Source organism: Demequina sediminis, from assembly GCF_030296675.1.
Taxonomy (GTDB): Bacteria; Actinomycetota; Actinomycetes; order Actinomycetales; family Demequinaceae; genus Demequina; species Demequina sediminis.
The window spans coordinates 904,140-926,411 of the sequence record NZ_AP027736.1 but is presented as its reverse complement, the minus strand read 5'-3'; the positions used below and the strand labels follow the sequence as shown (position 1 = coordinate 926,411).

The window sequence follows — 22,272 nt, the reverse complement described above, 5'->3', positions numbered from 1 at the left end:
GCGTCCGGCACCCTCGCCACGCAGTGAAGGGGCGGTGCTGACGTGCGCGTGGTGGGCATCGAGACCGAGTACGGAATCGTCAACCCCGACGAGCCGCGGGCGAATCCGATCCTGCTGTCCTCGCGCCTGATTACGGCGTGCAGGGCGTGGGCGGGGGAGCACACGACCCGTTGGGACTACGGCGGCGAGGACCCGCTCCAGGATCAGCGGGGCTTTCGCCGGTCGCGCACCGCGGCGACACCCGACATGCTCACGGAGGACCACGAGTACGACGAGGCCGCGCGCGCGGTCACGCTGCGCAGGCGCCGCGGCTCGTGGGAGGACCCCGCACACCTCAACGCCGTGCTCGCGAACGGCGCGCGCTTCTATGTGGACCACGCACACCCCGAGTACTCGGGCCCCGAGGTGACGAACGCGCGGGACGCCGTCGTGTGGGACCGCGCGGGGGACGCGATCGCGCGTGCGGCCGCGGCCCGCTACGTCGAGGAGGAGCACGAGAACATCGCGCTGTACAAGAACAACGTCGACGGCAAGGGCGCGAGCTACGGCACTCACGAGAACTACCTCGTGAGCCGTGCCACCGACTTCGACGACCTCGCGAGGCGCCTCACGGCCCACCTGGTGACGCGTCAGGTCTATACGGGCGCGGGACGCGTGGGACTCGGCCAGTTCGGCGAGCAGGCGGGATTCCAGCTCTCGCAGCGCGCGGACTACATGGAGGCGGAGGTGGGCCTCGAGACCACGCTGCGCCGGCCGATCATCAACACGCGTGACGAGCCCCACGCCGCCCGTGACCGCTACCGCCGCCTCCACGTCATCATCGGCGACGCCACGCTCTTCGACGTCGCGACCTTCCTCAAGGTCGGCACCACGTCGCTCGTGCTTGCCGCGATCGAGGCAGACGACGATCGCCTCGACGCGCTCGAGTTGGCGGAGCCGGTCGACGCCGTGCGAACCGTGTCCAGGGACCTCACGCTGCGCGCTCGATTGCGCCTCGCCTCGGGCGAGGAGGCAAGCGCGCTCGAGGTGCAGCGGGCGCTGCTGGAGATCTGCCGCTCGTACGCGAGCGATGCGGGCGATGCCGCGGTGCTCGCACGCTGGGAGGCCGTGCTCGAGCGCCTCGCTGGCGACATCTTCTCCGCCGCCCGCGAGGTCGAGTGGGTCGCGAAGCTGCAGCTCCTGGGCAGGATGAGGACGCGGCACGCGACGCCCGAGGCCCCCGAGGGCTTGAGATGGGACGATGCCCGGCTCGCGGCGATGGACCTCCAGTGGTCGAGGCTCGGGGATGGACTTGTCGCGCGGCTCGAGGCGGCGGGGGCCGTTGAGAGACTCGTGTCGGATGACGAGGTCGCGGAGGCCATGACCCGCGCGCCGCAGGACACGCGTGCCCGGTTGCGCGGGGGAATCGTCGCGGCGCGTCCCGAGCTGGTGGACGCCGCCGGGTGGTCGACCGTCGTGCTCGACCGCGAGACCGATCACGGCCACCTTGAGGTGGTCCACCTCGACGAGCCGCTCGCGGCGCGTCACCCCTCTTGGACCGACTCATCGCTGGATAGACTCGCGACATGGCCCAGATCAATGCTCAAGGACAGCCCTACGAGGACGACGCACCCGAGCCCGAGGCGCCGACAGCCGCCACGCAGGCCAGCACGGACGCGATCGATGACCTCCTCGCGGAGATCGACGGCTCGCTGCAGGTCAATGCCGAGCAGTTCGTGCGCTCGTTCGTGCAGAAGGGCGGCGAGTAGCCCCGCGCTGCACCCATGATCGCCACCGACATCCCGCCGCCGCTCGAGGTCGACCCCGCGCGGCGCATCTTCGGACTCGAGACCGAGTTCGGCCTTCACCTCGACACCGGTGCGGGCCGTCCCGTGACGCCCGAGGAGGTCGCGGGCCACCTGTTCCACTCCGTGGTCCAGTGGGGGCGGTCGTCGAACGTGTTTCTCACCAATGCGTCGCGCCTCTACATCGACGTCGGGGCACACCCCGAGTACGCGACCGCGGAATGTGACACCCTCACGGACCTGATCGCGCTCGACAAGGCGGGGGAGAGGATCGTCCACGACCTCATCGCTCGAGGCGAGGAGCGGCTGCGTGCCGCGGGGGTCGACGGCACCATCCACCTCTACAAGAACAACACCGACTCCGCGGGCAACAGCTATGGCTGCCACGAGAACTACCTGGTGCGCAGGCGCGCCGACTTCAAGGCGTTCGCGTCTGCGCTGCTGCCGTTCCTGGTCACCCGGCAGATCGTCACGGGGGCGGGATGCATCACGCGCACCCCGTCGGGCGCGCACTACAGCTTCTCGCCGCGCGCCGATCACATGTGGGAGGGCATGAGCTCGGCCACCACGCGGTCGCGTCCCATGATCAACACGCGCGACGAGCCGCACGCCAACGCCGAGCTTTACCGGCGCATGCACGTGATCGTGGGTGACTCGACCATGGCGGAGCCCACCACGCTCGTCAAGATGGGCACGACCGACCTCATCCTGCGCCTCATGGAGGCGCGCGTGGTGATGCCCGAGCTGACGCTCGCGCGCGAGATGCAGTCCATCCGCGACGTTGCGCATGACCTCCCGGGTCGCGCGACCGTCGAGCTCGCCGATGGCCGCCACCTCACCGCGGTCGAGGTGCAGCAGACGTACATCGACCTGGTGCGCTCCCATCTGGGCGGCGTCATCGCGGTCACCCCCGAGGTCGAGGACATCCTCGACCTGTGGCAGCGCGGCGTCGACGCCGTGCGCACGCAGGACTTCTCGGCCGTCGAGACCGAGCTCGACTGGGCGATCAAGCACCGCCTAGTGATGCGCTATCGCGATCGGCTGGGCTGCGACCTCGGTGACCCGCGTCTCGCGCGGCTCGAGCTCGCGTTCCACGACGTGTCGCCCGACCGGGGCCTGTACTACCGGCTCCAGGCACAGGGACTGGTGCGGCGCATCGTCACCGATGCCGCGATCGAGCGTGCGATGACGACCGCGCCGCAGACCACGCGGGCGCGCCTGCGCGGCCAGTTCGTCGAGCGCGCGCTGGCCGTGGGTCGCGACTTCACTGTCGACTGGGTGCATCTCAAGATTGCGGGCTCGTCGGGAACGACGGTCCTGCTCAAGGACCCCTTCCGCCACGAGGACGCTCGCGTCGACACGCTCCTGGACGCGCTGACCCTCGCGTAGGGGCACGTAGACTCTTACGGTCCCGAAAGGAAAAACATGCGTCGTCTTGCCGTGTTCACGCTCGCCCTCGTGGCGGGTGTGCTGGCGGCCTGCACTCCGGCCGCGGAGCCGGTCGAGCCCACCGCGACGCCGATGGGCGACATCTCGGACATTGTGATCGGCGGCTCCGACTCGCTCGCGCCGTCCCTCGAGTTCACGCCCGGCCTGTCCTACGGAACGGAACAGTCGCGTGTCGTGTGGGACGGCGAGGGCAGCTACCTGCAGTCGGGGCAGCCGCTCTTGCTCGACATCTACGGGGCCTCTCTCGACGACGGCACGACGCTCATCAACACCTACGACGGACTGCCGAGGTCATTCATCCTGGCCCCCGAGGTGGTGGGCGAGGAGCTCTATACGCGGCTCCTCGACGTGCGCGTGGGAGCGCGTCTGCTCGTGGTCGCTCCGCCCTCGTTCGACTCGGATGGCGAGCCGCCGATCGCCATGGTGGTCGACGTCCTCTCCGACCGCGCCGAGGGCAACGAGGTTGCCCCGAACCCAGATCTTCCTGCGGTGACGCTGGACGTCACGGGTGAGCCCTCGATCGAGTTGCCCGAGGGCGAGCCGCCGGCCGAGCTCACGGTCGCGACCCTCATCCAGGGCACCGGCCCGCAGGTGCGCGCGGGCTCGTACCTCACCGTCAACTACACCGGCTGGTACTGGTCGGATGGCAGCGACGCCGATGGCGAGTGGTCGGCGGGCGACGTCCTCGATTCGTCGTGGCCGATCGAGGCGGCTCCTTTCGAGCTGCAGATCGGCTCGGGTCAGGTGATTCGCGGCTGGGACGAGGGACTCCTCGACCAGACCGCCGGTTCGCAGGTCCTGCTGGTGGTGCCCGCCAGTTACGGCTACGCGACCAAGGGCACTCTCGTCTTCGTCGTGGACATCCTCGACGTCTGGAATCCGGAAGGAAGCGGCTGATGGGTGTCGCCGTTCGTGTCATCCCTTGCCTCGATGTCGATGCCGGCCGCGTGGTCAAGGGCGTCAACTTCGAGAACCTGCGCGACGCGGGCGACCCCGTCGAACTGGGAGCGGTCTACGGCGCGGCAGGCGCGGACGAGCTCACGTTCCTCGACGTCACCGCGTCCTCATCCGACCGTGAGACCACCTTCGACGTGGTCAGGCGGACCGCCGAGCAGGTCTTCGTGCCGCTCACTGTCGGCGGCGGCGTGCGCTCTCCGGAGGACGTCGACAGGCTCTTGCGCGCAGGCGCGGACAAGGTGGGGGTCAACACGGCCGCGATCGCGCGTCCCGAGCTGATCTCCGACATCGCCAGAAGGTTCGGCAACCAGGTGCTCGTGCTGTCCGTCGATGCGCGCCGCTGCCGTCCGGGCACCGTGACGCACTCGGGATACGAGGTCACCACCCATGGTGGCCGCACCGGCACCGGCATCGACGCGATCGAGTGGGCGCGCCGCGGGGCCGAGCTGGGCGCGGGGGAGATCCTGCTCAACTCGATGGACGCGGACGGCACGACGGACGGCTTCGACCTCGAGATGCTCTCCCGCGTGCGCGAGGAGGTGCGCGTGCCCCTTATCGCCTCGGGCGGCGCGGGCACGGTCGACCACTTCGTGCAGGCCGCCCGCGCGGGTGCCGACGCCGTGCTCGCGGCATCGGTCTTTCACTTCCGCACGCTCACCATCGGGGAGGTCAAGGACGCGATGCGCGCCGCCGGAATCGAGGTGCGATGACGCCCCGCGATCAGGCCACGCGATACGCGCTGTCCGGGCGGTTCACCCACAAGGCGAGCCAGTTGCTCGCCCATGCGGTTCGTGACCAGCCGCTGCACTTCGGGGTGGCGGTCGCCGCGGCCGCGGCCTTCAGCCTGCTCACCGTGGCATTCGGAACCCTGCTCGGCGAGATCACCGACCAGGTGGTCATCCCCGGGGTGGCGGGCGAGCCGATCGAGGGCTACTGGGGAACGCTGACCCAGGACCCCTCGACGGCAATCTGGCTGGCAGGTGCCGTGTTCCTCGGCATCGGCGTGCTCAACGCGATCCTCGTGGGCGTGCGCCGCACGATGCAGGGATTCGCCGTGGCCGGCGTGGGTGCGCGCCACCGCAGGGTGGTGGCCGATGCCCTCGCGTCGCTTCCGCTCGGATGGCACCGCTCGAACCCGTCGGGCCGCATGCTGTCCGCGATGTCCTCGGACTCCGAGACCGCGACGTCCCCGCTGCACCCGTTCGCCTTCACCGTCGGCTCGTTCGTCATGATGATCGCCGCGGGAGTGACGATGTGGCGCATGGACCCGTGGCTCGCTCTCACGGGTCTCGCGGTCGTGCCCGTGATCTTCGCGATCAATGTCGCGTATGAGCGCGTCATCACGCCCCGCTGGGACGCGGGCCAGAGCCTGCGCGCCGACGTGTCGACCATCGCCCACGAGAGCTTCGAGGGCGGCACAGTGGTCAAGGCGCTCGGCGCCGAGGCACGGGAGACGGAGCGCTTCGCGCGCGTCACGAACGGGCTGCGTGACGCCGACACCAAGGTGGGCCACACGTCGGCCTGGTTCGAGCCGCTCATGGACCTCATCGTTCCGCTGGGAGCGGTCGCGCTCATGGTGGTCGGGGCGTTGCGCGCGTCCGAGGGAGCGGTGTCGGTCGGCAACGTCGTGTCCGCGATCTACCTGGTGACGCTCATGGCGGTGCCCATCCGCGGGCTCGGATGGGTGTTGGGTCAGATGCCGCAGGCGCTCGTGGCGTTCCGTCGTGTGGGCGAGATCGCGACGGCGGCCACCGAGGTCGACGAGCCCGGTCACGTCACGATCCCGACGTCGGGTGCGGCCGCGCTGACCTTCGACCGCGCCTCGATCGGGGCGGACGACGGCGACGGCGAGCTCTCGGTCATCCTGCGTGACATCACCCTCGACCTGCGGCCGGGAACCGTGACGGCGCTCGTCGGCTCGACGGGCTCGGGCAAGTCGACCCTGGCGCTCGCCGCTGCTCGCCTCGCGCGGCCCGTCGAGGAGAGGTCGACCTCGACGGCACCGACCTCGCGACCATCGCGCGGCTCGGCGACCACGTCGCACTCGTGCCGCAGACCGCGTTTGTCTTCGCCGGCACCGTGCGTGACAACGTCACGCTGGGCGAGGACTACGACGACTCCCAGGTGTGGGACGCGCTGCGCCGCGCGAATGTCGTGGACGTGGTCGAGCGGCTGTCGCGCGACGGCCGCACGGGACTCGATGCGGTGCTCGCCGAGCGCGGCATGAACCTGTCCGGCGGTCAGCGGCAGCGGCTCGCGCTCGCACGTGCCTTGGTGCGACGCCCGCGCGTGCTGGTGCTCGACGACGCCACGAGCGCGGTCGACCCGCGCGTCGAGCGCGAGATCCTCACGGGGCTGGCAGGCGAGGACGGTCCCACCGTGCTCGTCATCGCGTATCGCCTCGCGTCGATCACCCTCGCCGACCACATCGTCCACCTCGACCGGGGACGGGTGGTGGACTCGGGCACTCACGCGGACCTCCTCGCCCGTGACCGTGGCTATCGCGAGCTGGTGCTCGCCTACGAGGAGGACTCGAAGCGTCAGGCAGAGGAGCAGGCGGGGTACGTGGGATGAGCGACGACATGACCACGCGGCACCTCCTGCGCCGCGGGCTCGAACTGAGCCCCGAGTTCCGTCGCGGACTCGGCGTGACCCTCGCCCTCGCGGCCGTCGCCGCGACGGGTCGCGCCGCGACGCCCTTCCTGACACAGCGCATCACCGACCTCGGCCTGCTCGCGCCCGGCGGGGTCGACATGGAGGTCGTGGTCCTCTATGCGCTCGGCGGCGTCGTCGTGCTCGTGATGTCGGCGATGGTTGCGTGGCGCGTCAGGCGCCGCATGGTCGCCGCGTCCGAGGCGGGCCTCGCGACGCTGCGCATCAGGGCGTTCGGCAAGGTGCACGAGCTGTCGGTGCTCACGCAGAACGAGGAACAGCGCGGCCGCTACGTGTCACGCGTGACGGGCGACGTCGAGACCATCCGCGACCTCATGCAGTGGACCGGCGCGGCGATGATCATCTCCGCGATGGAGTCTGCCGTCGTGTTCCTCGTGATGCTGCTGTACTCGTGGAAGCTATCGCTCCTGGTGCTCCTGGCCTTCATCCCCATGGTGATGTCGCTGTTGTGGATCCAACCCCGTGTGCGCGCGGCCTTCCAGACGGTGCGCTCGCGCATGGCGGACCTGCTGGGTCGGGTCTCCGAGCAGCTCGTGGGCATCTCGACCATCCGGGCCTACGGCGTGCAACAGCGCATGCGCGACCAGCTCGGCGAGGAGATCGACGGAATTCTCAAGGCGGAGAAGCGCGCGTCCCTGCTCGCCTCGCTGAACTTCTCCTCGACCGTGCTGGGTCAGTCCCTCGCGACGGGCATCGCGCTCATCGGCGGCACCCACCTCGCGCTGCGCGGCGAGATCACCGTGGGCACGGTCGTGGCCTTCGCGTTCCTCGTCTACATGTTCTCGGGACCGCTGATGTGGATCATCGAGATGCTCGCGGAGATGCAGCGCGCGATCGTCGGCTGGCGGCGCGTCGTGAGCCTGGTCGATGAGGAACTCACCGTCGCGGACCCGGGAGGCGATGGCACCCCGATCCCGCACGGTCGCGGAGACCTGCGCATCGAGGGCGTGCATCTCACGTACCCCGGCGGCCCCGAGGTGCTGAGGGGAATCGACCTCGAACTCCCCGCGGGGCGTCGCCTCGCACTCGTGGGGCAGACGGGATCGGGAAAGACCTCGCTCGCGAGGCTCATGTCCCGCTTCTTCGATCCGACCGAGGGCACCGTGCGCGTGGGCGGCGTCGACCTGCGCGACGTCCCGATGGACTCGCTGCGACGCTCCGTCGCGGTGGTGCCCCAAGAGGGGTTCCTGTTCGACGGCACGCTGCGCAGCAACCTCGCGTACGCGCTGCCGGACGCGTCCCACGATGACCTCGAGCGCCGCTGCCTCGCGGCCTTCGAGTCGCTCGGACTCGACGGCTGGATCCAGCGGCTGCCCGCGGGCCTCGACACGCACGTGGGTCCGCGCGGAGAGCTGCTCTCCGCCGGCGAGCGCCAACTCGTGTCGATCGCGCGGGCGTATCTGCGCGACCCCGACCTGCTGATCCTCGACGAGGCGACATCGGCCGTCGACCCCGCGACGGAGGTGCGCATCTCGCGCGCCCTCGAGTCTCTCATGCAGGGCCGCACCGCGGTGGTCATCGCCCACCGGCTGTCGACCGCGGAACGTGCCGACGTGGTGGGCGTGATGGAGCAGGGCGAACTCGTCGAGCTCGGCCACCACGACGACCTCGTGGCAGCGGGGGCATCTACGCGAGCCTGCACGCCGCGTGGGTCGCGCAGACCAGGGACTGACGCGACACGGCGAGATCGCCGCGCGACGCCGTCCCGGCATCGTCGCGTCGCCCTCTCGGCGCGTGGCCGCGTCCGCTCGTGGAAGGATGGTCGCCATGCCGCTCGACGTTGACATTGCCGCGCGCCTCAAGCGCGATTCCGCCGGACTCGTGTGCGCCGTGGTGCAGCAGCACGACACGCGCGAGGTGCTCATGGTGGCGTGGATGAATGACGATGCCCTGCACGAGACCCTCACGAGCGGTCGCGCGGTCTACTGGAGCCGCTCGCGCGGCGAGCTGTGGCGCAAGGGCGACACGTCGGGACACGCCCAACGCGTGGTGCGCGTGTCGCTCGACTGCGACGGCGACGCCCTGCTGGTCGAGGTCGACCAGACCGGACCCGCATGCCACACCGGGACACGTACGTGCTTCGAGGCGGGCGGCGATCTTGGCGCGGTGGAGGGGGCGGCATGACCCGCGTGACGCCCGAGTGGGGCGAGACCTGGCCGTCGCTTGACGGCTTCATTGACCTGGGCGCGTCGCATCGGGTCGTGCCCGTCGTGCGACGCCTGCTCGCCGACTCCCTCACGCCCGTCGCCGTCTATCGCGCCCTCGCGCAGGAGCGTCCCGGCACGTTCATCCTCGAGTCCGCTGAGCCGGACGGGTCGCGTGCGCGGTTCTCTTTTGTGGGCGTGCGCTCGCGCGCGATGCTCACCGTCGATGGGGACGATGCGCGGTGGTCGGGTGACGTGCCGGTTGGCCTCGCCGACGGTGCGCCGCTGACGAGCATTCGCGCGGCATTGGGCGAGCTCGCCTCCGAGGCGATCGAGGGACTGCCGCCGCTCACGGGCGGACTCGTCGGAGTGCTCGGCTGGGACATCATCCGCCAGTGGGAGCCCACGCTGCCCATGAAGGCGCCCCGCGAGGTCGACGTTCCCGACGTGCTGCTGCTGCTCGCGACGGACATTGCGGCGATCGATCACCGCGACGGATCGGTGTGGCTCATCGCGAATGCGGTCAACGTCGATGCACGGGAGTCGGGCATCGAGGGTGCCTACGAGGCGGCAGTGGCGCGGCTCGACCGCATGCAACACGAGCTCGAGGGGGCGACGGCGGGCCCGGTATCCATCCTGGGGCCGGGCGACGAGCCGGAGATCACGCAGCGCAGCGCGCCGGGGAGTACGAGCATGCCGTCGAGTTCGCCAAGGAGGCGATCCGTGACGGCGAGGTGTTCCAGATGGTGCCCTCGCAGCGTTTTGACGTGCCGTGCGACGCGAGCCCTCTCGAGGTGTATCGCGTGCTGCGCACCCTCAACCCGAGCCCGTACATGTACTACTTCCAGCTCGAGGACGATCGCGGACGCGAGTTCGCGGTGGTGGGCGCGAGCCCCGAATCGCTGTGCTCGGTGCAGGATGGCCGCGTCTCGACGTTCCCGATCGCGGGCTCGCGACCGCGCGGGGCGTCGGTCGAGGAGGACCGCAGGCTCCAGGAGGAGCTCCTCGCCGATCCGAAGGAGATCGCCGAGCACGTGATGCTCGTCGACCTCGCGCGCAACGACCTCGTCAAGGTCTGCGAGCCCACCTCGGTCGAGGTGGCCGAGTTCATGGCCGTCAACCGCTACTCGCACATCATGCACATCTGCTCGACGGTGGTCGGCACGCTCGAGCCGCAGTACGGCGCGCTCGACGCGTTCACCGCGGTGTTCCCGGCGGGCACGCTGTCGGGAGCGCCCAAGCCGCGTGCGATCACGCTGATCGACGAGATCGAGCCGACCCGGCGCGCGTTCTACGGCGGCGCGGTGGGCTATCTCGACTTCGCGGGCAACATGGACATGGCGATCGCGATCCGCACGGCACTCATCGCGGACGGCGTCGCACACGTGCAGGCGGGCGCCGGAATCGTCGCCGACTCGGTTCCCGCGACCGAGGCCGCGGAGACGCGCCACAAGGCCGCCGCGATGATTCGGGCGATCGCGACCGCGTCGCGCCTGGTGGACGCGCCGCCCGCCGCGTCGCCGGGGTCAACGTCCGCACCCGTGCCTTCGCTAGACTGACGCCGTCCCTCAGTACCCAAGGAGTCCCCATGTCGAGCGTCCACCTGGAGCCGCAGGATCTGCCCGAGATCGCCCCGCACAACCACGGCCGCACCGTCGCCGCCTGGGTCACCAACACGGGTCTCGTGATCGCCGCGATCCTTGCCGCGGTGGGGATCGCCATTCCCGTCCACGCGGTGACGTTCACGGGCATCGGCCTCGCGGTGCTGTCCCTCGCCGCCGGCGCGGTGCTGCGCGCGCTGGGCCACGGACAGCCCCTCGCGTGAGCCGCACGTCGCGGTGGGCACGTCGGTTGGCGTCCCGTCGCGGCGGTAGCATGGGCGCATGGGAGAGGGTGGAATGACCGTGCTCGACAGCATCGTCGCAGGTGTGCTGGAGGACCTCGCGGTCCGCAAGGAACTCACCACGATGGATGCCCTGAAGGAGCGCGCCTCGCGGCTGCCCAGCGCGATTGACGCTCGCCAGATCCTGGCACGCGACGAGGTCGCGATCATCGCCGAGGTCAAGCGCTCGAGCCCCTCCAAGGGTGACCTGGCCGAGATCACCGATCCCGCGCTGCTCGCGACTGAGTATGAGGCGGGAGGCGCGTCCGTCATCTCGGTGTTGACCGAGCAGCGCCGCTTCAACGGCTCGCTGTCCGACCTCGACGCGGTCCGCGCGAAGGTCGACGTCCCGATCCTGCGCAAGGACTTCATCGTCACCCCGTACCAGGTATGGGAGGCGCGTGCGCACGGCGCCGACGTCGTGCTGTTGATCGTCGCCGCCCTCGAGCAGATGGCGCTCGAGAGCCTCATCGAGCGCGTGCATTCGCTCGGCATGCTCGCCCTGGTCGAGGTCCACGACGAGCACGAGGTTGCCCGTGCCGTCGACGCCGGTGCCACCGTGATCGGCGTCAACGCGCGCAACCTGCGCACGCTCGAGGTCGACCGCGGCACGTTCGCCCGCGTCGCACCCACGATCCCCGACGGCGTGCTCAAGATCGCCGAGTCGGGCATCCGCGACAGCCACGACGTGGTCGAGTACGCGCGCCTGGGGGCCGATGCCGTGCTTGTGGGCGAGGCGCTGGTCAAGGACCGTGACCCCCGCGCGACCGTCGCGGAGATGGTCGCCGCCGGAGCCCACCCCGCGCTGCGGTCGGTGCGCCCGTGACCGAATCGCTCCAGGCGGCCCCCGGGCCGTACTTCGGTGACTTCGGCGGGCGCTTTGTCCCCGAGGCGCTCGTGGCCGCGCTCGATGAGCTCACCGACGCGTATGAGAAGGCCAAGGTCGACCCCGAGTTCGAGCGAGAGCTCACGAGGCTCGCACGGGACTACACGGGCCGTCCGTCGATCGTCACCGAGGCGCCCCGGTTTGCCGCGCACGCCGGGGGAGCGCGGATCATCCTCAAGCGCGAGGACCTCAACCACACCGGCTCGCACAAGATCAATAACGTGCTCGGACAGGCGCTGCTGACGAAGCGCCTGGGCAAGACCCGCGTGATTGCCGAGACCGGAGCGGGTCAGCACGGCGTCGCGTCCGCGACCGCCGCCGCGCTCATGGGTCTCGAGTGCACGGTCTACATGGGCGAGGAAGACACGCGTCGCCAGGCACTCAACGTCGCGCGCATGAAGTTGCTCGGCGCGACGGTCGTTCCCGTGACGTCCGGCTCGCGCACCCTCAAGGACGCGATCAACGAGACGTATCGCGACTGGGTCGCGAACGTCGAGACGACCAACTACCTCTTCGGCACCGCCGCCGGGCCGCACCCGTTCCCGGCGATGGTGCGCGACTTCCAGCGGGTGATCGGCGTCGAGGCCAGGGCGCAGATGCTCGAGCGCGGCGGCCTCCCTGATGCGGTCATCGCGTGCGTGGGCGGCGGGTCGAATGCGATCGGCATCTTCGACGCGTTCCTCGACGACTCGGACGTGCGCCTCATCGGATGCGAGGCCGGCGGGCTCGGCCTCGAGTCGGGCCACCACGCTGCCACCATCGCGGGCGGTGCGAGGGCGGGCGTGCTGCACGGCTCGCGGTCGTTCATTCTGCAGGACGCGGACGGCCAGACCATCGAGTCGACCTCGATTTCCGCGGGGCTCGACTACCCGGGCGTGGGACCCGAGCACGCGTTCCTCGCCGACATCGGTCGGGCCGAGTACTGGGCGGTGACGGACGCGGAGGCGATGGAGGCCTTCCAGTTGCTGTGCCGCACCGAGGGGATCCTGCCTGCCATCGAGTCCTCGCACGCGCTCGCCGGCGCGATCAAGCTCGGCCGCGAGCTGGGACCCGAGGCGACCATCCTCGTGAGCCTGTCCGGCCGTGGCGACAAGGATGTCGAGACCGCCGCACGGTGGTTCGGAATGCTCCCGGAGGAGAAGGCGTGACGTTCCTCACCGACAGGCTCGACGCGGCTCGAGCCCAGGGTCGCGCCGCGCTCATCGGCTACCTGCCGGTGGGATACCCCGACGTCGAGCGTTCCGCGCGCGCGATGGTCGCGATGGTCGAGGCCGGCGTCGATATCGTCGAGGTCGGGGTGCCCTACTCGGACCCCGTGCTGGACGGCGCGACCATTCAGCAGGCCGCCGAGGCCGCGCTCCAGCGCGGCGTGCGGGTCCGTGACGCGTTCACGGCCGTGAAGGCCGTGGTCGACGCGGGCGCACCCGCCGTCGTGATGAGCTATGCGAACCCGATCTTCCAGTACGGAGTCGAGCGTTTCGCCGACGACCTGGTCGCGGCGGGCGGTTCGGGGGTGATCCTGCCCGACCTCACTCCTGACGTCGCGGGGGAGTGGCTCGCGGCCGCGTCCGCTCGGGGCCTCGAGACGATCTTCCTGGTGGCACCCTCCTCGACGCAGGAGCGCCTGCACTACACCGTGGCCCACACCACGGGCTTCGTCTACGCCGCGTCCCTCATGGGCGTGACGGGCGAGCGCGCATCGGTGGGCGCCGCCGCGGAGCAGCTGGTGGCCGACACCCGCGCCGCCGGAGCCGAGCGCGTCTGCGTCGGACTCGGCGTCACGACGGGGGAGCACGCGCGGATGGTCGGCGCGTATGCGGATGGGGTGATCGTGGGATCGGCCCTGGTGCGCTGCCTCCTCGAGCACGAGGATGAGGACGATGCCCTGGCCGCCCTGCGGGTGAAGGTCGCCGAGCTCGCGGACGGCGTGAGGAGCGCGCGATGACGACGTCGATTCCCAGCCCTCCCGTCGAGTGGAGCGCAATCAGCATCGGCCCCCTCACGATCCACGCGTACGCGCTGTGGATCCTGCTGGGCATCTTTGTCGCCCTGTGGCTCACGACGCGCCGCTGGGTCGAGCGGGGCGGTGATGCGGAGGTCGTCAGCGACATCGCCTTCTGGGCGATCCCGTTCGGAATCGTCGGCGGTCGCATCTATCACGTGGTGTCCTCCCCTGGCGCCTACTTTGGCGAGGGCGGCAACCCCTGGGCCGCGCTGCGCATCTGGGAGGGCGGCCTGGGCATCTGGGGCGCCGTCGCGCTGGGCGCGCTGGGTGCATGGATCGGCGCGCGCCGCGCCGGAGCGAGCTTCACGGCCTTCATCGACGCGGCCGCCCCCGGCGTGCTCATCGCTCAGGCGATCGGCCGCATGGGCAACTACTTCAACCAGGAACTCTTCGGCGGTGCCACGACGCTGCCGTGGGGTCTCGAGATCGACCCGGCGTTCCGCCCCGAGGGATACGAGCAGTTCGCGACGTTCCACCCGACCTTCCTCTACGAACTGCTGTGGAACCTCGCGGGCGCCGCACTCATCATCTACCTCGATCGTCGCCTCGACCTGCGTGGCGGCAGGGTCTTCTGGCTCTACGTGATCGTGTACGTCTCCGGCCGCCTGTGGATCGAGGGCGTGCGCATCGACGAGGCCGTCACGATCGCGGGGCTGCGCATCAACGAGTGGGTGTCGATCGTGGTGCTGTCCGGAGCGGTCGCCGCGTTCACTATCCTGGGTGTGCGGCAGCGTGCTGCCGCCGAGCGGCCGCCACGGTCGCAACTCGCGGCGCAGGCCTCCCACCCCGAGGACGAGCCGGAAACGGATGCCGACACTGTGTCCGATGCCGCCGACACCCCCGGCGATCACCCCACGGGCGCCTAAAGCGGGATTCACGCGCCTGCCGCCGTTCGCGGTAGGCTGAACGCCCGTGTCAACACCGGGTCGACGGCGCCCCGAAATCAACGATGTCCCCGCATGTCTGGGGACGCTTAAGGACGGTGTGATGGTCGCGCATCTTGGCGCTCCCCAGCCCCCGAGCGGGTTGTACAACCCCGCGTACGAGCACGACGCTTGCGGCGTTGCCTTCGTGGCGACGCTGCGCGGAACGGCGGGTCGGGACATCGTCGATGCGGGCCTCACGGCTCTCAAGAACCTCGAACACCGCGGTGCCGTGGGAGCCGAGACCGAGACGGGCGACGGCGCGGGAATCCTCACGCAGGTCCCCGACGCGTTCCTGCGCGAGGTCACGGACTTCGAGCTGCCGGCGGCGGGCGAGTACGGCGTCGGCATCGCTTTCCTCGTGCCGGGTGCAGAGGCCGCGCAGGTCGCCGCCTTCGAGTCGGCCGCAGCCGACGAGGGCGTGACGGTGCTGGGCTGGCGCGACGTCCCCGTCGACCCGTCCTCCCTTGGCCCCAGCGCGCGTGCGGCCATGCCCACGTTCCGCCAGGTCTTCGCCGCGTGCGACGGACTGTCGGGCATCGCGCTCGACCGCCGTCTCTACCGCGTGCGCAAGCGTGCGGAGAACGCGGGAGGACCGTTCTTCGCGTCGCTCTCGGCCCGCACGCTCACCTACAAGGGCATGCTCACGACGTATCAGCTCGAGAAGGTGTTCCCGGATGTGACTCATCCGCTGTTCGCCTCGGAGCTCGCGCTCGTGCACTCGCGCTTCTCGACCAACACGTTCCCGTCGTGGCCCCTCGCGCAGCCCCTGCGCGGCATCGCCCACAACGGCGAGATCAACACGGTGCGCGGCAACCGAAACTGGATGGCGGCCCGCGAGGGCATGCTGCGCTCGGAGTTGTTGGGCGACATGGCGCCGCTGATGCCCGTGTGCACGCCGTCCGCATCCGACACCGCGTCCTTCGACGAGGTCCTCGAGCTACTTCACCTCGCGGGACGTCCGATCCACCACGCGCTGCTCATGATGATCCCCGAGGCGTGGGAGAACAACGCCGAGATGGACCCCGCGCGCCGCGCGTTCTACGAGTACCACTCGGCACTCATGGAGCCGTGGGATGGGCCCGCCGCGCTGCACTTCACGGACGGCACCGTGATCGGCGCGACGCTGGACCGCAACGGACTGCGCCCCGGACGCTTCTGGGTCACCGACGACGGCCTCGTCGTGTGTGGCTCCGAGGCCGGCCTGCTCGACATCGATCCGGCAAAGGTCGTGCGCAAGGGACGCCTTCAGCCCGGGCGCATGCTGCTGGTCGACACCGGCGCGGGACGCATCGTCGAGGACGAGGAGATCAAGTCGACTCTCGCGGCGGAGCACCCCTACGAGCAGTGGGTTGCCGACAACGCGATTCGCCTGTCCGAGGTGCCCGACCGCGAGCACATCTCGCACTCGCCGCGCTCGGTCGCGCGCAGGCAGCGCGCGTTCGGCTACACCGAGGAGGAGCTCAAGATCCTGCTCGGCCCCATGGCCCAGCACGGCATCGAGCCGATCGGCGCGATGGGTTCCGACACCCCGATCGCTGTCCTGTCGCAGCGCCCGCGCCTGCTCTTCGACTACTTCGTGCAGATGTTCGCGCAGGTGACCAACCCTCCGCTGGACTCGATCCGCGAGGAGATCGTCACCGCGATCGGCGGCGCCCTCGGGCCGGAGCCCAACCTGCTCGAGGCCACGCCCGAGCACGCGCGCAAGATCATCATCGACTTCCCCGTCATCGACAACGATGAGCTCGCGAAGATCCTCCACATCGACCGTGACCCCAAGCGCCGTGGGGTGTTCTCCGCGCGCAAGATCCGCGGCCTCTACCCGGTCAAGGGCGGCGCCGAGGCCCTCGACGGGCGCCTCGCGGAGATCTTCCGTGAGGTCGACGAGGCCATCGAGGACGGCGTGTCCTTCCTCGTGCTCTCGGACCGGGACTCGAACCCGGACCTCGCACCGATCCCCTCGCTGCTGCTCACCTCCGCGGTGCACCACTACCTGGTGCGCACGCACCGGCGCACCCAGCTGTCGCTGGTCGTCGAGGCGGGAGACGTGCGCGAGGTCCACCACGTCGCGCTGCTGATCGGTTACGGCGCGGGCTGCGTCAACCCGTACCTCGCGATGGAGTCCGTCGAGGACCTCTCCAAGCGCGGCTACCTGGGCGACGTCACCCCCGACCAGGCGACCCGGCACCTCATCAAGGCGCTCGGCAAGGGCGTCCTGAAGATCATGTCCAAGATGGGCATCTCGACCATGGCGTCGTACCGCGGCGCTCAGGTCTTCGAAGCGATCGGTCTGTCGCGCGAGCTGGTGGACCTGCACTTCGCGGGAACGCCGAGCCAGATCGACGGTGTGGGTCTCGACGTGATCGCGGCCGAGGTCGCCGCGCGCCATGCCGATGCCTACCCCGCGTCCGGAGAGCTGCCTCCCCACCAGCGCCTGCGCACCGGCGGCGAGTACCAGTGGCGTCGCGACGGGGAGGAGCACCTGTTCGACCCCGAGACGGTGTTCAAGCTCCAGCACGCCACGCGCACGCGCCGCTACGACGTCTTCCAGCAGTACACGGATCGCGTCGACGGCCAGGCCAAGCGCCTCATGACGCTGCGCGGTCTGCTCGAGTTCGCGTCGAACCGCGAGCCGATTCCGCTCGACGAGGTCGAGCCCGTGAGCGAGATCGTCAAGCGCTTCAACACGGGAGCGATGTCGTACGGCTCGATCTCGCAGGAGGCCCACGAGACGCTGGCGATCGCGATGAACCGCCTGGGCGGTCGGTCGAACACCGGCGAGGGCGGCGAGTCCGTCGAGCGCCTGTACGACCCCGCGCGGCGCAGCGCGATCAAGCAGATCGCGTCGGGCAGGTTCGGCGTGACGTCCGAGTACCTCGTGAACTCGGACGACATCCAGATCAAGCTCGCGCAGGGCGCCAAGCCTGGCGAGGGCGGCCAGCTTCCCGCGAACAAGGTGTACCCGTGGGTCGCGGAGACGCGACACTCGACGCCCGGCGTCGGACTCATCTCGCCGCCGCCTCACCACGACATCTACTCGATCGAGGACCTCAAGCAGCTCATCCACGACGCGAAGAACGCGAACCCGCGTGCTCGCGTTCACGTGAAGCTCGTGGCCGAGGTCGGCGTCGGCACCATCGCGGCGGGAGTCGCGAAGTGCAAGTCGGACGTGGTGCTCATCTCGGGCCACGACGGCGGCACCGGCGCGAGCCCGCTCAACTCGCTCAAGCACGCCGGCGCGCCCTGGGAGATCGGCCTCGCCGACACCCAGCAGACGCTCGTGCTCAACGACCTCCGCGACCGCATCGTCGTGCAGGTCGACGGCCAGATGAAGACGGGCCGCGACGTGATCATCGCGGCGCTGCTCGGCGCCGAGGAGTTCGGCTTCGCGACCGCGCCCCTCGTTGTCGAGGGCTGCATCATGATGCGCGTGTGTCACCTCGACACGTGCCCGGTGGGCGTCGCGACCCAGAACCCCGAGCTGCGCGCGCGCTTCTCGGGCAAGCCCGAGTTCGTGGAGACCTTCTTCGAGTTCATCGCGCAGCAGGTGCGCGAGCACCTCGCCCAGCTGGGCTTCCGCAGCATCGAGGAGGCCGTAGGCCACGTCGAGGTGCTCGAGACCCGCGCCGCGATCGACCACTGGAAGGCGAGCGGCCTCGACCTGACGCCGATCCTGGCGGCCCCCGCGAGGGCGCCGCGCTGCGCAACACGACCACGCAGGATCACGGCCTCGAGGAGGCGCTCGACAACGCGCTCATCGCGGCCGCCGAGCCCGCCCTCGAGCGCGGCGAGCCCGTGCGCATCGAGCGCGAGATCCGCAACATTCACCGCACGGTGGGGACGATGCTCGGCTTCGAGGTCACGCGCCGGTACAGGGGAGCGGGGCTCCCAGATGACACGATCGACGTTACCTTCACGGGAAGCGCCGGCCAGTCGCTCGGCGCCTTCGTCCCGCGGGGCATCACGCTGCGCCTCGAGGGCGACGCGAACGACTACGTGGCCAAGGGCCTGTCGGGCGGCCGCGTGATCGTCCGTCCCGCCCGCGAGTCGATGCTCGACGAGACCCGCGACGTCATCGCGGGCAACGTCGTCGGCTACGGCTCGACGGGGGAGAGATCCTGCTCCGCGGCCAGGTGGGCGAGCGCTTCCTGGTCCGCAACTCCGGTGCGACGGCCGTGGTGTCGGGCGTGGGCGACCATGCCCTCGAGTACATGACCGGCGGCACCGCGGTGATCCTCGGACGCACCGGACGCAACCTCGGCGCGGGAATGTCGGGCGGCACGGCGTACGTGCTCGACCTGCGTCCGGAGCGCGTCAACGCGCAGGCGTTGTCCTCCGGCGAGCTCACGCTGAGCCCGCTCGACCCCGAGGACGAGGTCATCGTGCGCGGCCTCGTCGAGCGCTTCGCCGCCGAGACCCACTCGCCGGTGGCGCGCGAGCTGCTCGCCGACTGGCCGTCCACGGCAAGGCGCTTCACTCGCGTCCTGCCCGCCCAGTACGCACGCGTCCGTGTGGCGCTGTCCGAGCTCGAGGCCAAGGGCGGCGACCTGTCCGCCCCCGGCGCCTGGGCCGAGTTCTTGGAGGTGACCGGTGGCTGATCCCCGTGGATTCCTGAAGGTGCGCGAGCGCGAGGTGCCGCCGTACCGTCCCGTGCCGGTGCGCCTGCGCGACTGGGCCGAGGTCAAGGACGAGCTGGGCCGCGACGAGGTCGTGCTCAAGCGCCAGGCGGGACGCTGCATGGACTGCGGCATCCCGTTCTGCCACCAGGGCTGCCCGCTTGGCAACCTCATCCCCGAGTGGAACGACCTGGTGTGGCGCGGTCAGTACGCCGACGCGATCGAGCGACTCCACGCGACCAACAACTTCCCCGAGTTCACCGGCAGGATCTGCCCCGCGCCGTGTGAGACCTCGTGCGTGTTGGGCATCAACCAGCCCGCGGTCACGATCAAGAACGTCGAGGTCGAGATTATCGAGCACGCGTTCGAGGACGGCAACGTCACGCCGCACATCGCGCAGCGCCACACCGGCAAGACCGTCGCCGTGGTCGGCTCGGGACCCGCGGGTCTCGCGGCCGCGCAGCAGCTCACGCGTGCGGGCCACACCGTGGCCGTGTACGAGAAGGACGACCGCGTGGGCGGGCTGCTCCGCTACGGCGTGCCGGACTTCAAGATGGAGAAGCACGTGATCGACCGGCGCCTCGCGCAGATGGAGCGCGAGGGCACGCGCTTCCGGGTGGGCATCGAGATCGGCACCGACATCACGTGGGACGACCTCCGCGCGCGCTACGACGCGGTGCTGATCGCCACCGGCGCACCCGTGCCGCGGGAGCTGCCCCTTCCGGGCCGCGAGCTCGACGGCATCCACTTCGCGATGCCGTACCTGCACCAGGGCAACCTGGCCGCGGCGGGTGACGAGGTCGAGAACCAGATCCACGCCGAGGGCAAGCACGTGATCGTGATCGGCGGCGGCGACACCGGCTCCGACTGCATCGGCACGGCGCTGCGCCAGGGCGCGGCGAGCGTCACGACGCTCGCGATCGGCAAGAAGCCCCCGACCGAGCGCCCCGAGTCGCAGCCGTGGCCCACGGATCCGCGCCTGTTCGAGGTGTCCTCGAGCCACGAGGAGGGCGGCGAGCGCCAGTACCTGGCGTCGACCGTCGAGTTTGTCGGCAACGAGGACGGCCACGTGGTCGCGCTGCGTGTTGCCGAGACGCAGTACAACGCTGACGGATCGCGCACCCCCACCGCGGGCACGGAGCGCGACATTCCGGCGGACCTGGTGCTCATTGCAATGGGCTTCACTGGGCCTGAGGTCACGAGCCTCGAGGCACAGTCCCAGGTAGCGTTGACCCCGCGCGCTCAGATCGAGCGTGCGGACAACTACGCGACCACCCAGGAGGGCGTGTTCGTGGCCGGCGATGCCGGTCGCGGTGCGTCGCTCGTGGTCTGGGCGATCGCTGAGGGACGGGCGGCCGCGGCCGCCATCGACGAATACTTGACAGGGAGCACCGAGCTCCCGGCGCCGGTGACGGCGCACACGTCGGCGCTTCGCGCCTGATAACCCGAGGTTGGAGAACATGCGTAACGCGAAGATTGTCTGCACGATCGGACCGGCCACCGCGCCGATCGACCAGATGCGCAAGCTGGTGGGGGCGGGCATGGATGTCGCCCGCATCAACCGCAGCCACGGCTCTGCTGAGGAGCACGAGCAGGTCTACCGCAACATCCGCCAGGCGGCGGAGGAGCTCGGCCGCAACGTGGCCGTGCTCGTTGACCTGCAGGGCCCCAAGATCCGTCTCGAGAAGTTCGCCGACGGTCCGCACGACCTCGCGGTCGACGACGTCTTCACCATCACCACGCGCGACGTCGTGGGCACCAAGGAGATCTGCGGCACCACGTTCAAGGGCCTCCCGGGTGACTGCAACATCGGCGACACGCTGCTGATCGACGACGGCAAGGTGCGCCTGGTCGTGACCGAGGTCACCGACACGGACGTCGTCACCAAGGTCGTGGTTCCCGGACCCGTGTCGAACAACAAGGGCATCAACCTGCCCGGCGTCGCGGTGTCCGTGCCGGCGATGTCCGAGAAGGACGAGGCCGACCTGCGCTGGGGCCTCAAGCTCGGCGCCGACTTCATCGCGCTGTCCTTCGTGCGCAACGCCGCCGACTACGAGGACGTCGCACGCATCATGACCGAGGAGGGCCGCACGGTCCCCGTCATCGCCAAGGTCGAGAAGCCGCAGGCCGTCGACAACCTCGAGGAGATCGTCGACGCGTTCGACGGCGTCATGGTCGCCCGCGGTGACCTGGGCGTCGAGCTTCCGCTCGAGGAGGTGCCGCTGGTCCAGAAGCGTGCGATCGAGCTGTGCCGCTCGCAGGCCAAGCCCGTGATCGTCGCGACCCAGGTCCTCGAGTCGATGACGCACTCGCCGGTGCCGACCCGCGCCGAGACCTCGGACTGCGCCAACGCGATCCTCGACGGCACCGACGCCGTCATGCTCTCGGGCGAGACCTCGGTGGGCGACTACCCGATCATCACGGTCGAGACGATGGCGCGCATCATCAAGAACACCGAGGAGAAGGGGTACTCGCGCATCGCGCCGTATCTCTCGACCCCGCACACCCGCGGCGGCGCGGTCACCCACGCGGCGGCCGAGATCGCGGAGAACCTCGACATCAAGTACATCGTCACGTTCACGCAGTCGGGTGACTCGGCGCTGCGCATGTCGCGCCTGCGTCCGTCGACCCCGATGCTCGCCTTCACGCCGGACCCGGCAACGCAGAAGCGCCTCGCGCTGTCGTGGGGTGTGCATGCCGAGCTCGTCGAGAAGGTCGAGTCGACCGACGAGATGGTGCACCTCGTGGACTCCTACCTCAAGCAGTCCGGCCGCGCGGTCGACGGCGACTACGTCGTGGTCGTGTCGGGCACCCCGGTGGGCGTCCCCGGCACCACCAACTCGATCTTCGTCCACAAGGTGGGCCAGGTCCGCGGCTAGCAGCCGTTCACACAGGGGCTCGCCGGCGCACGCCGGCGGGCCCCTGTTGCCGTCCGCGACCGGGTGACCGGGGC

14 protein-coding genes and 3 pseudogenes are annotated in these 22,272 nt (G+C 70.1%); all 17 read left to right on the top strand.

All coding sequences use genetic code 11. The annotated features are described in order from the left end of the window. Positions 1-42: 42 nt before the first annotated feature. A pseudogene (dop, locus tag QUE44_RS04735) lies at positions 43-1,506 on the top strand (depupylase/deamidase Dop); the annotation flags it as partial. Between the two features lie 59 nt (positions 1,507-1,565). After that, positions 1,566-1,748: a ubiquitin-like protein Pup gene (locus QUE44_RS04730; RefSeq protein ID WP_286216677.1), complete on the top strand. Its 183-nt coding sequence runs from the start codon at positions 1,566-1,568 to the stop codon at positions 1,746-1,748. 15 nt (positions 1,749-1,763) lie between these two features. Continuing rightward, the gene (gene pafA, locus QUE44_RS04725; protein ID WP_286216153.1) at positions 1,764-3,173 is read left to right on the top strand and encodes a Pup--protein ligase; all 1,410 of its coding nucleotides are present in this window, start codon (positions 1,764-1,766) and stop codon (positions 3,171-3,173) included. 36 nt (positions 3,174-3,209) lie between these two features. Beyond that, positions 3,210-4,130, top strand: coding sequence for an FKBP-type peptidyl-prolyl cis-trans isomerase (locus QUE44_RS04720; protein WP_286216151.1), 921 nt, complete (start codon positions 3,210-3,212; stop codon positions 4,128-4,130). Beyond that, positions 4,130-4,900 carry an imidazole glycerol phosphate synthase subunit HisF gene (gene hisF, locus QUE44_RS04715; RefSeq protein WP_286216149.1) on the top strand — a complete coding sequence of 257 codons (771 nt, stop codon included), beginning with the start codon at positions 4,130-4,132 and terminating at the stop codon, positions 4,898-4,900. The genes QUE44_RS04720 and hisF overlap by 1 nt, the downstream gene beginning before the upstream one ends. After that, positions 4,897-6,764 (top strand): annotated as a pseudogene (locus tag QUE44_RS04710) (ABC transporter ATP-binding protein). Before hisF ends, QUE44_RS04710 begins: the two are co-directional and overlap by 4 nt. 8 nt (positions 6,765-6,772) lie before the next feature. After that, positions 6,773-8,647 carry an ABC transporter ATP-binding protein gene (locus tag QUE44_RS04700; RefSeq protein ID WP_286216147.1) on the top strand — a complete coding sequence of 625 codons (1,875 nt, stop codon included), beginning with the start codon at positions 6,773-6,775 and terminating at the stop codon, positions 8,645-8,647. Further along, entirely contained in the window at positions 8,631-8,987 is a 357-nt protein-coding gene (gene hisI / locus QUE44_RS04695; RefSeq protein WP_286216145.1) for a phosphoribosyl-AMP cyclohydrolase, read from the top strand. Before QUE44_RS04700 ends, hisI begins: the two co-directional genes overlap by 17 nt. A 415-nt stretch (positions 8,988-9,402) precedes the next feature. Further along, positions 9,403-10,566, top strand: coding sequence for an anthranilate synthase component I family protein (locus tag QUE44_RS13995; RefSeq protein WP_491375253.1), 1,164 nt, complete (start codon positions 9,403-9,405; stop codon positions 10,564-10,566). Positions 10,567-10,595: 29 nt separating this feature from the next. After that, complete coding sequence (locus tag QUE44_RS04685; protein ID WP_286216143.1) at positions 10,596-10,832, top strand: HGxxPAAW family protein; 237 nt, start codon at positions 10,596-10,598, stop codon at positions 10,830-10,832. A gap of 73 nt (positions 10,833-10,905) precedes the next feature. Continuing rightward, a complete protein-coding gene (gene trpC / locus QUE44_RS04680) occupies positions 10,906-11,715 on the top strand; it encodes an indole-3-glycerol phosphate synthase TrpC (protein ID WP_286216674.1) in 810 nt (269 codons plus the stop codon). Next, on the top strand, positions 11,712-12,923 hold the full coding sequence (gene trpB / locus QUE44_RS04675) for a tryptophan synthase subunit beta (protein WP_286216142.1): 1,212 nt from the start codon (positions 11,712-11,714) through the stop codon (positions 12,921-12,923). Before trpC ends, trpB begins: the two co-directional genes overlap by 4 nt. Beyond that, the gene (gene trpA / locus QUE44_RS04670; RefSeq protein ID WP_286216141.1) at positions 12,920-13,720 is read left to right on the top strand and encodes a tryptophan synthase subunit alpha; all 801 of its coding nucleotides are present in this window, start codon (positions 12,920-12,922) and stop codon (positions 13,718-13,720) included. Before trpB ends, trpA begins: the two co-directional genes overlap by 4 nt. Continuing rightward, positions 13,717-14,646, top strand: coding sequence for a prolipoprotein diacylglyceryl transferase (gene lgt / locus QUE44_RS04665; RefSeq protein WP_286216139.1), 930 nt, complete (start codon positions 13,717-13,719; stop codon positions 14,644-14,646). Before trpA ends, lgt begins: the two co-directional genes overlap by 4 nt. Positions 14,647-14,767: 121 nt before the next feature. Continuing rightward, positions 14,768-19,301 (top strand): annotated as a pseudogene (gene gltB, locus QUE44_RS04660) (glutamate synthase large subunit). Beyond that, a complete protein-coding gene (locus QUE44_RS04655; RefSeq protein WP_286216138.1) occupies positions 19,294-20,760 on the top strand; it encodes a glutamate synthase subunit beta in 1,467 nt (488 codons plus the stop codon). The pseudogene gltB and the gene QUE44_RS04655 overlap by 8 nt, the downstream one beginning before the upstream one ends. Positions 20,761-20,779: 19 nt before the next feature. Continuing rightward, positions 20,780-22,198 (top strand): pyruvate kinase, encoded by a 1,419-nt coding sequence (gene pyk / locus QUE44_RS04650; RefSeq protein WP_286216137.1) that lies wholly within the window; start codon positions 20,780-20,782, stop codon positions 22,196-22,198. The last annotated feature ends 74 nt before the right edge of the window (positions 22,199-22,272 follow it).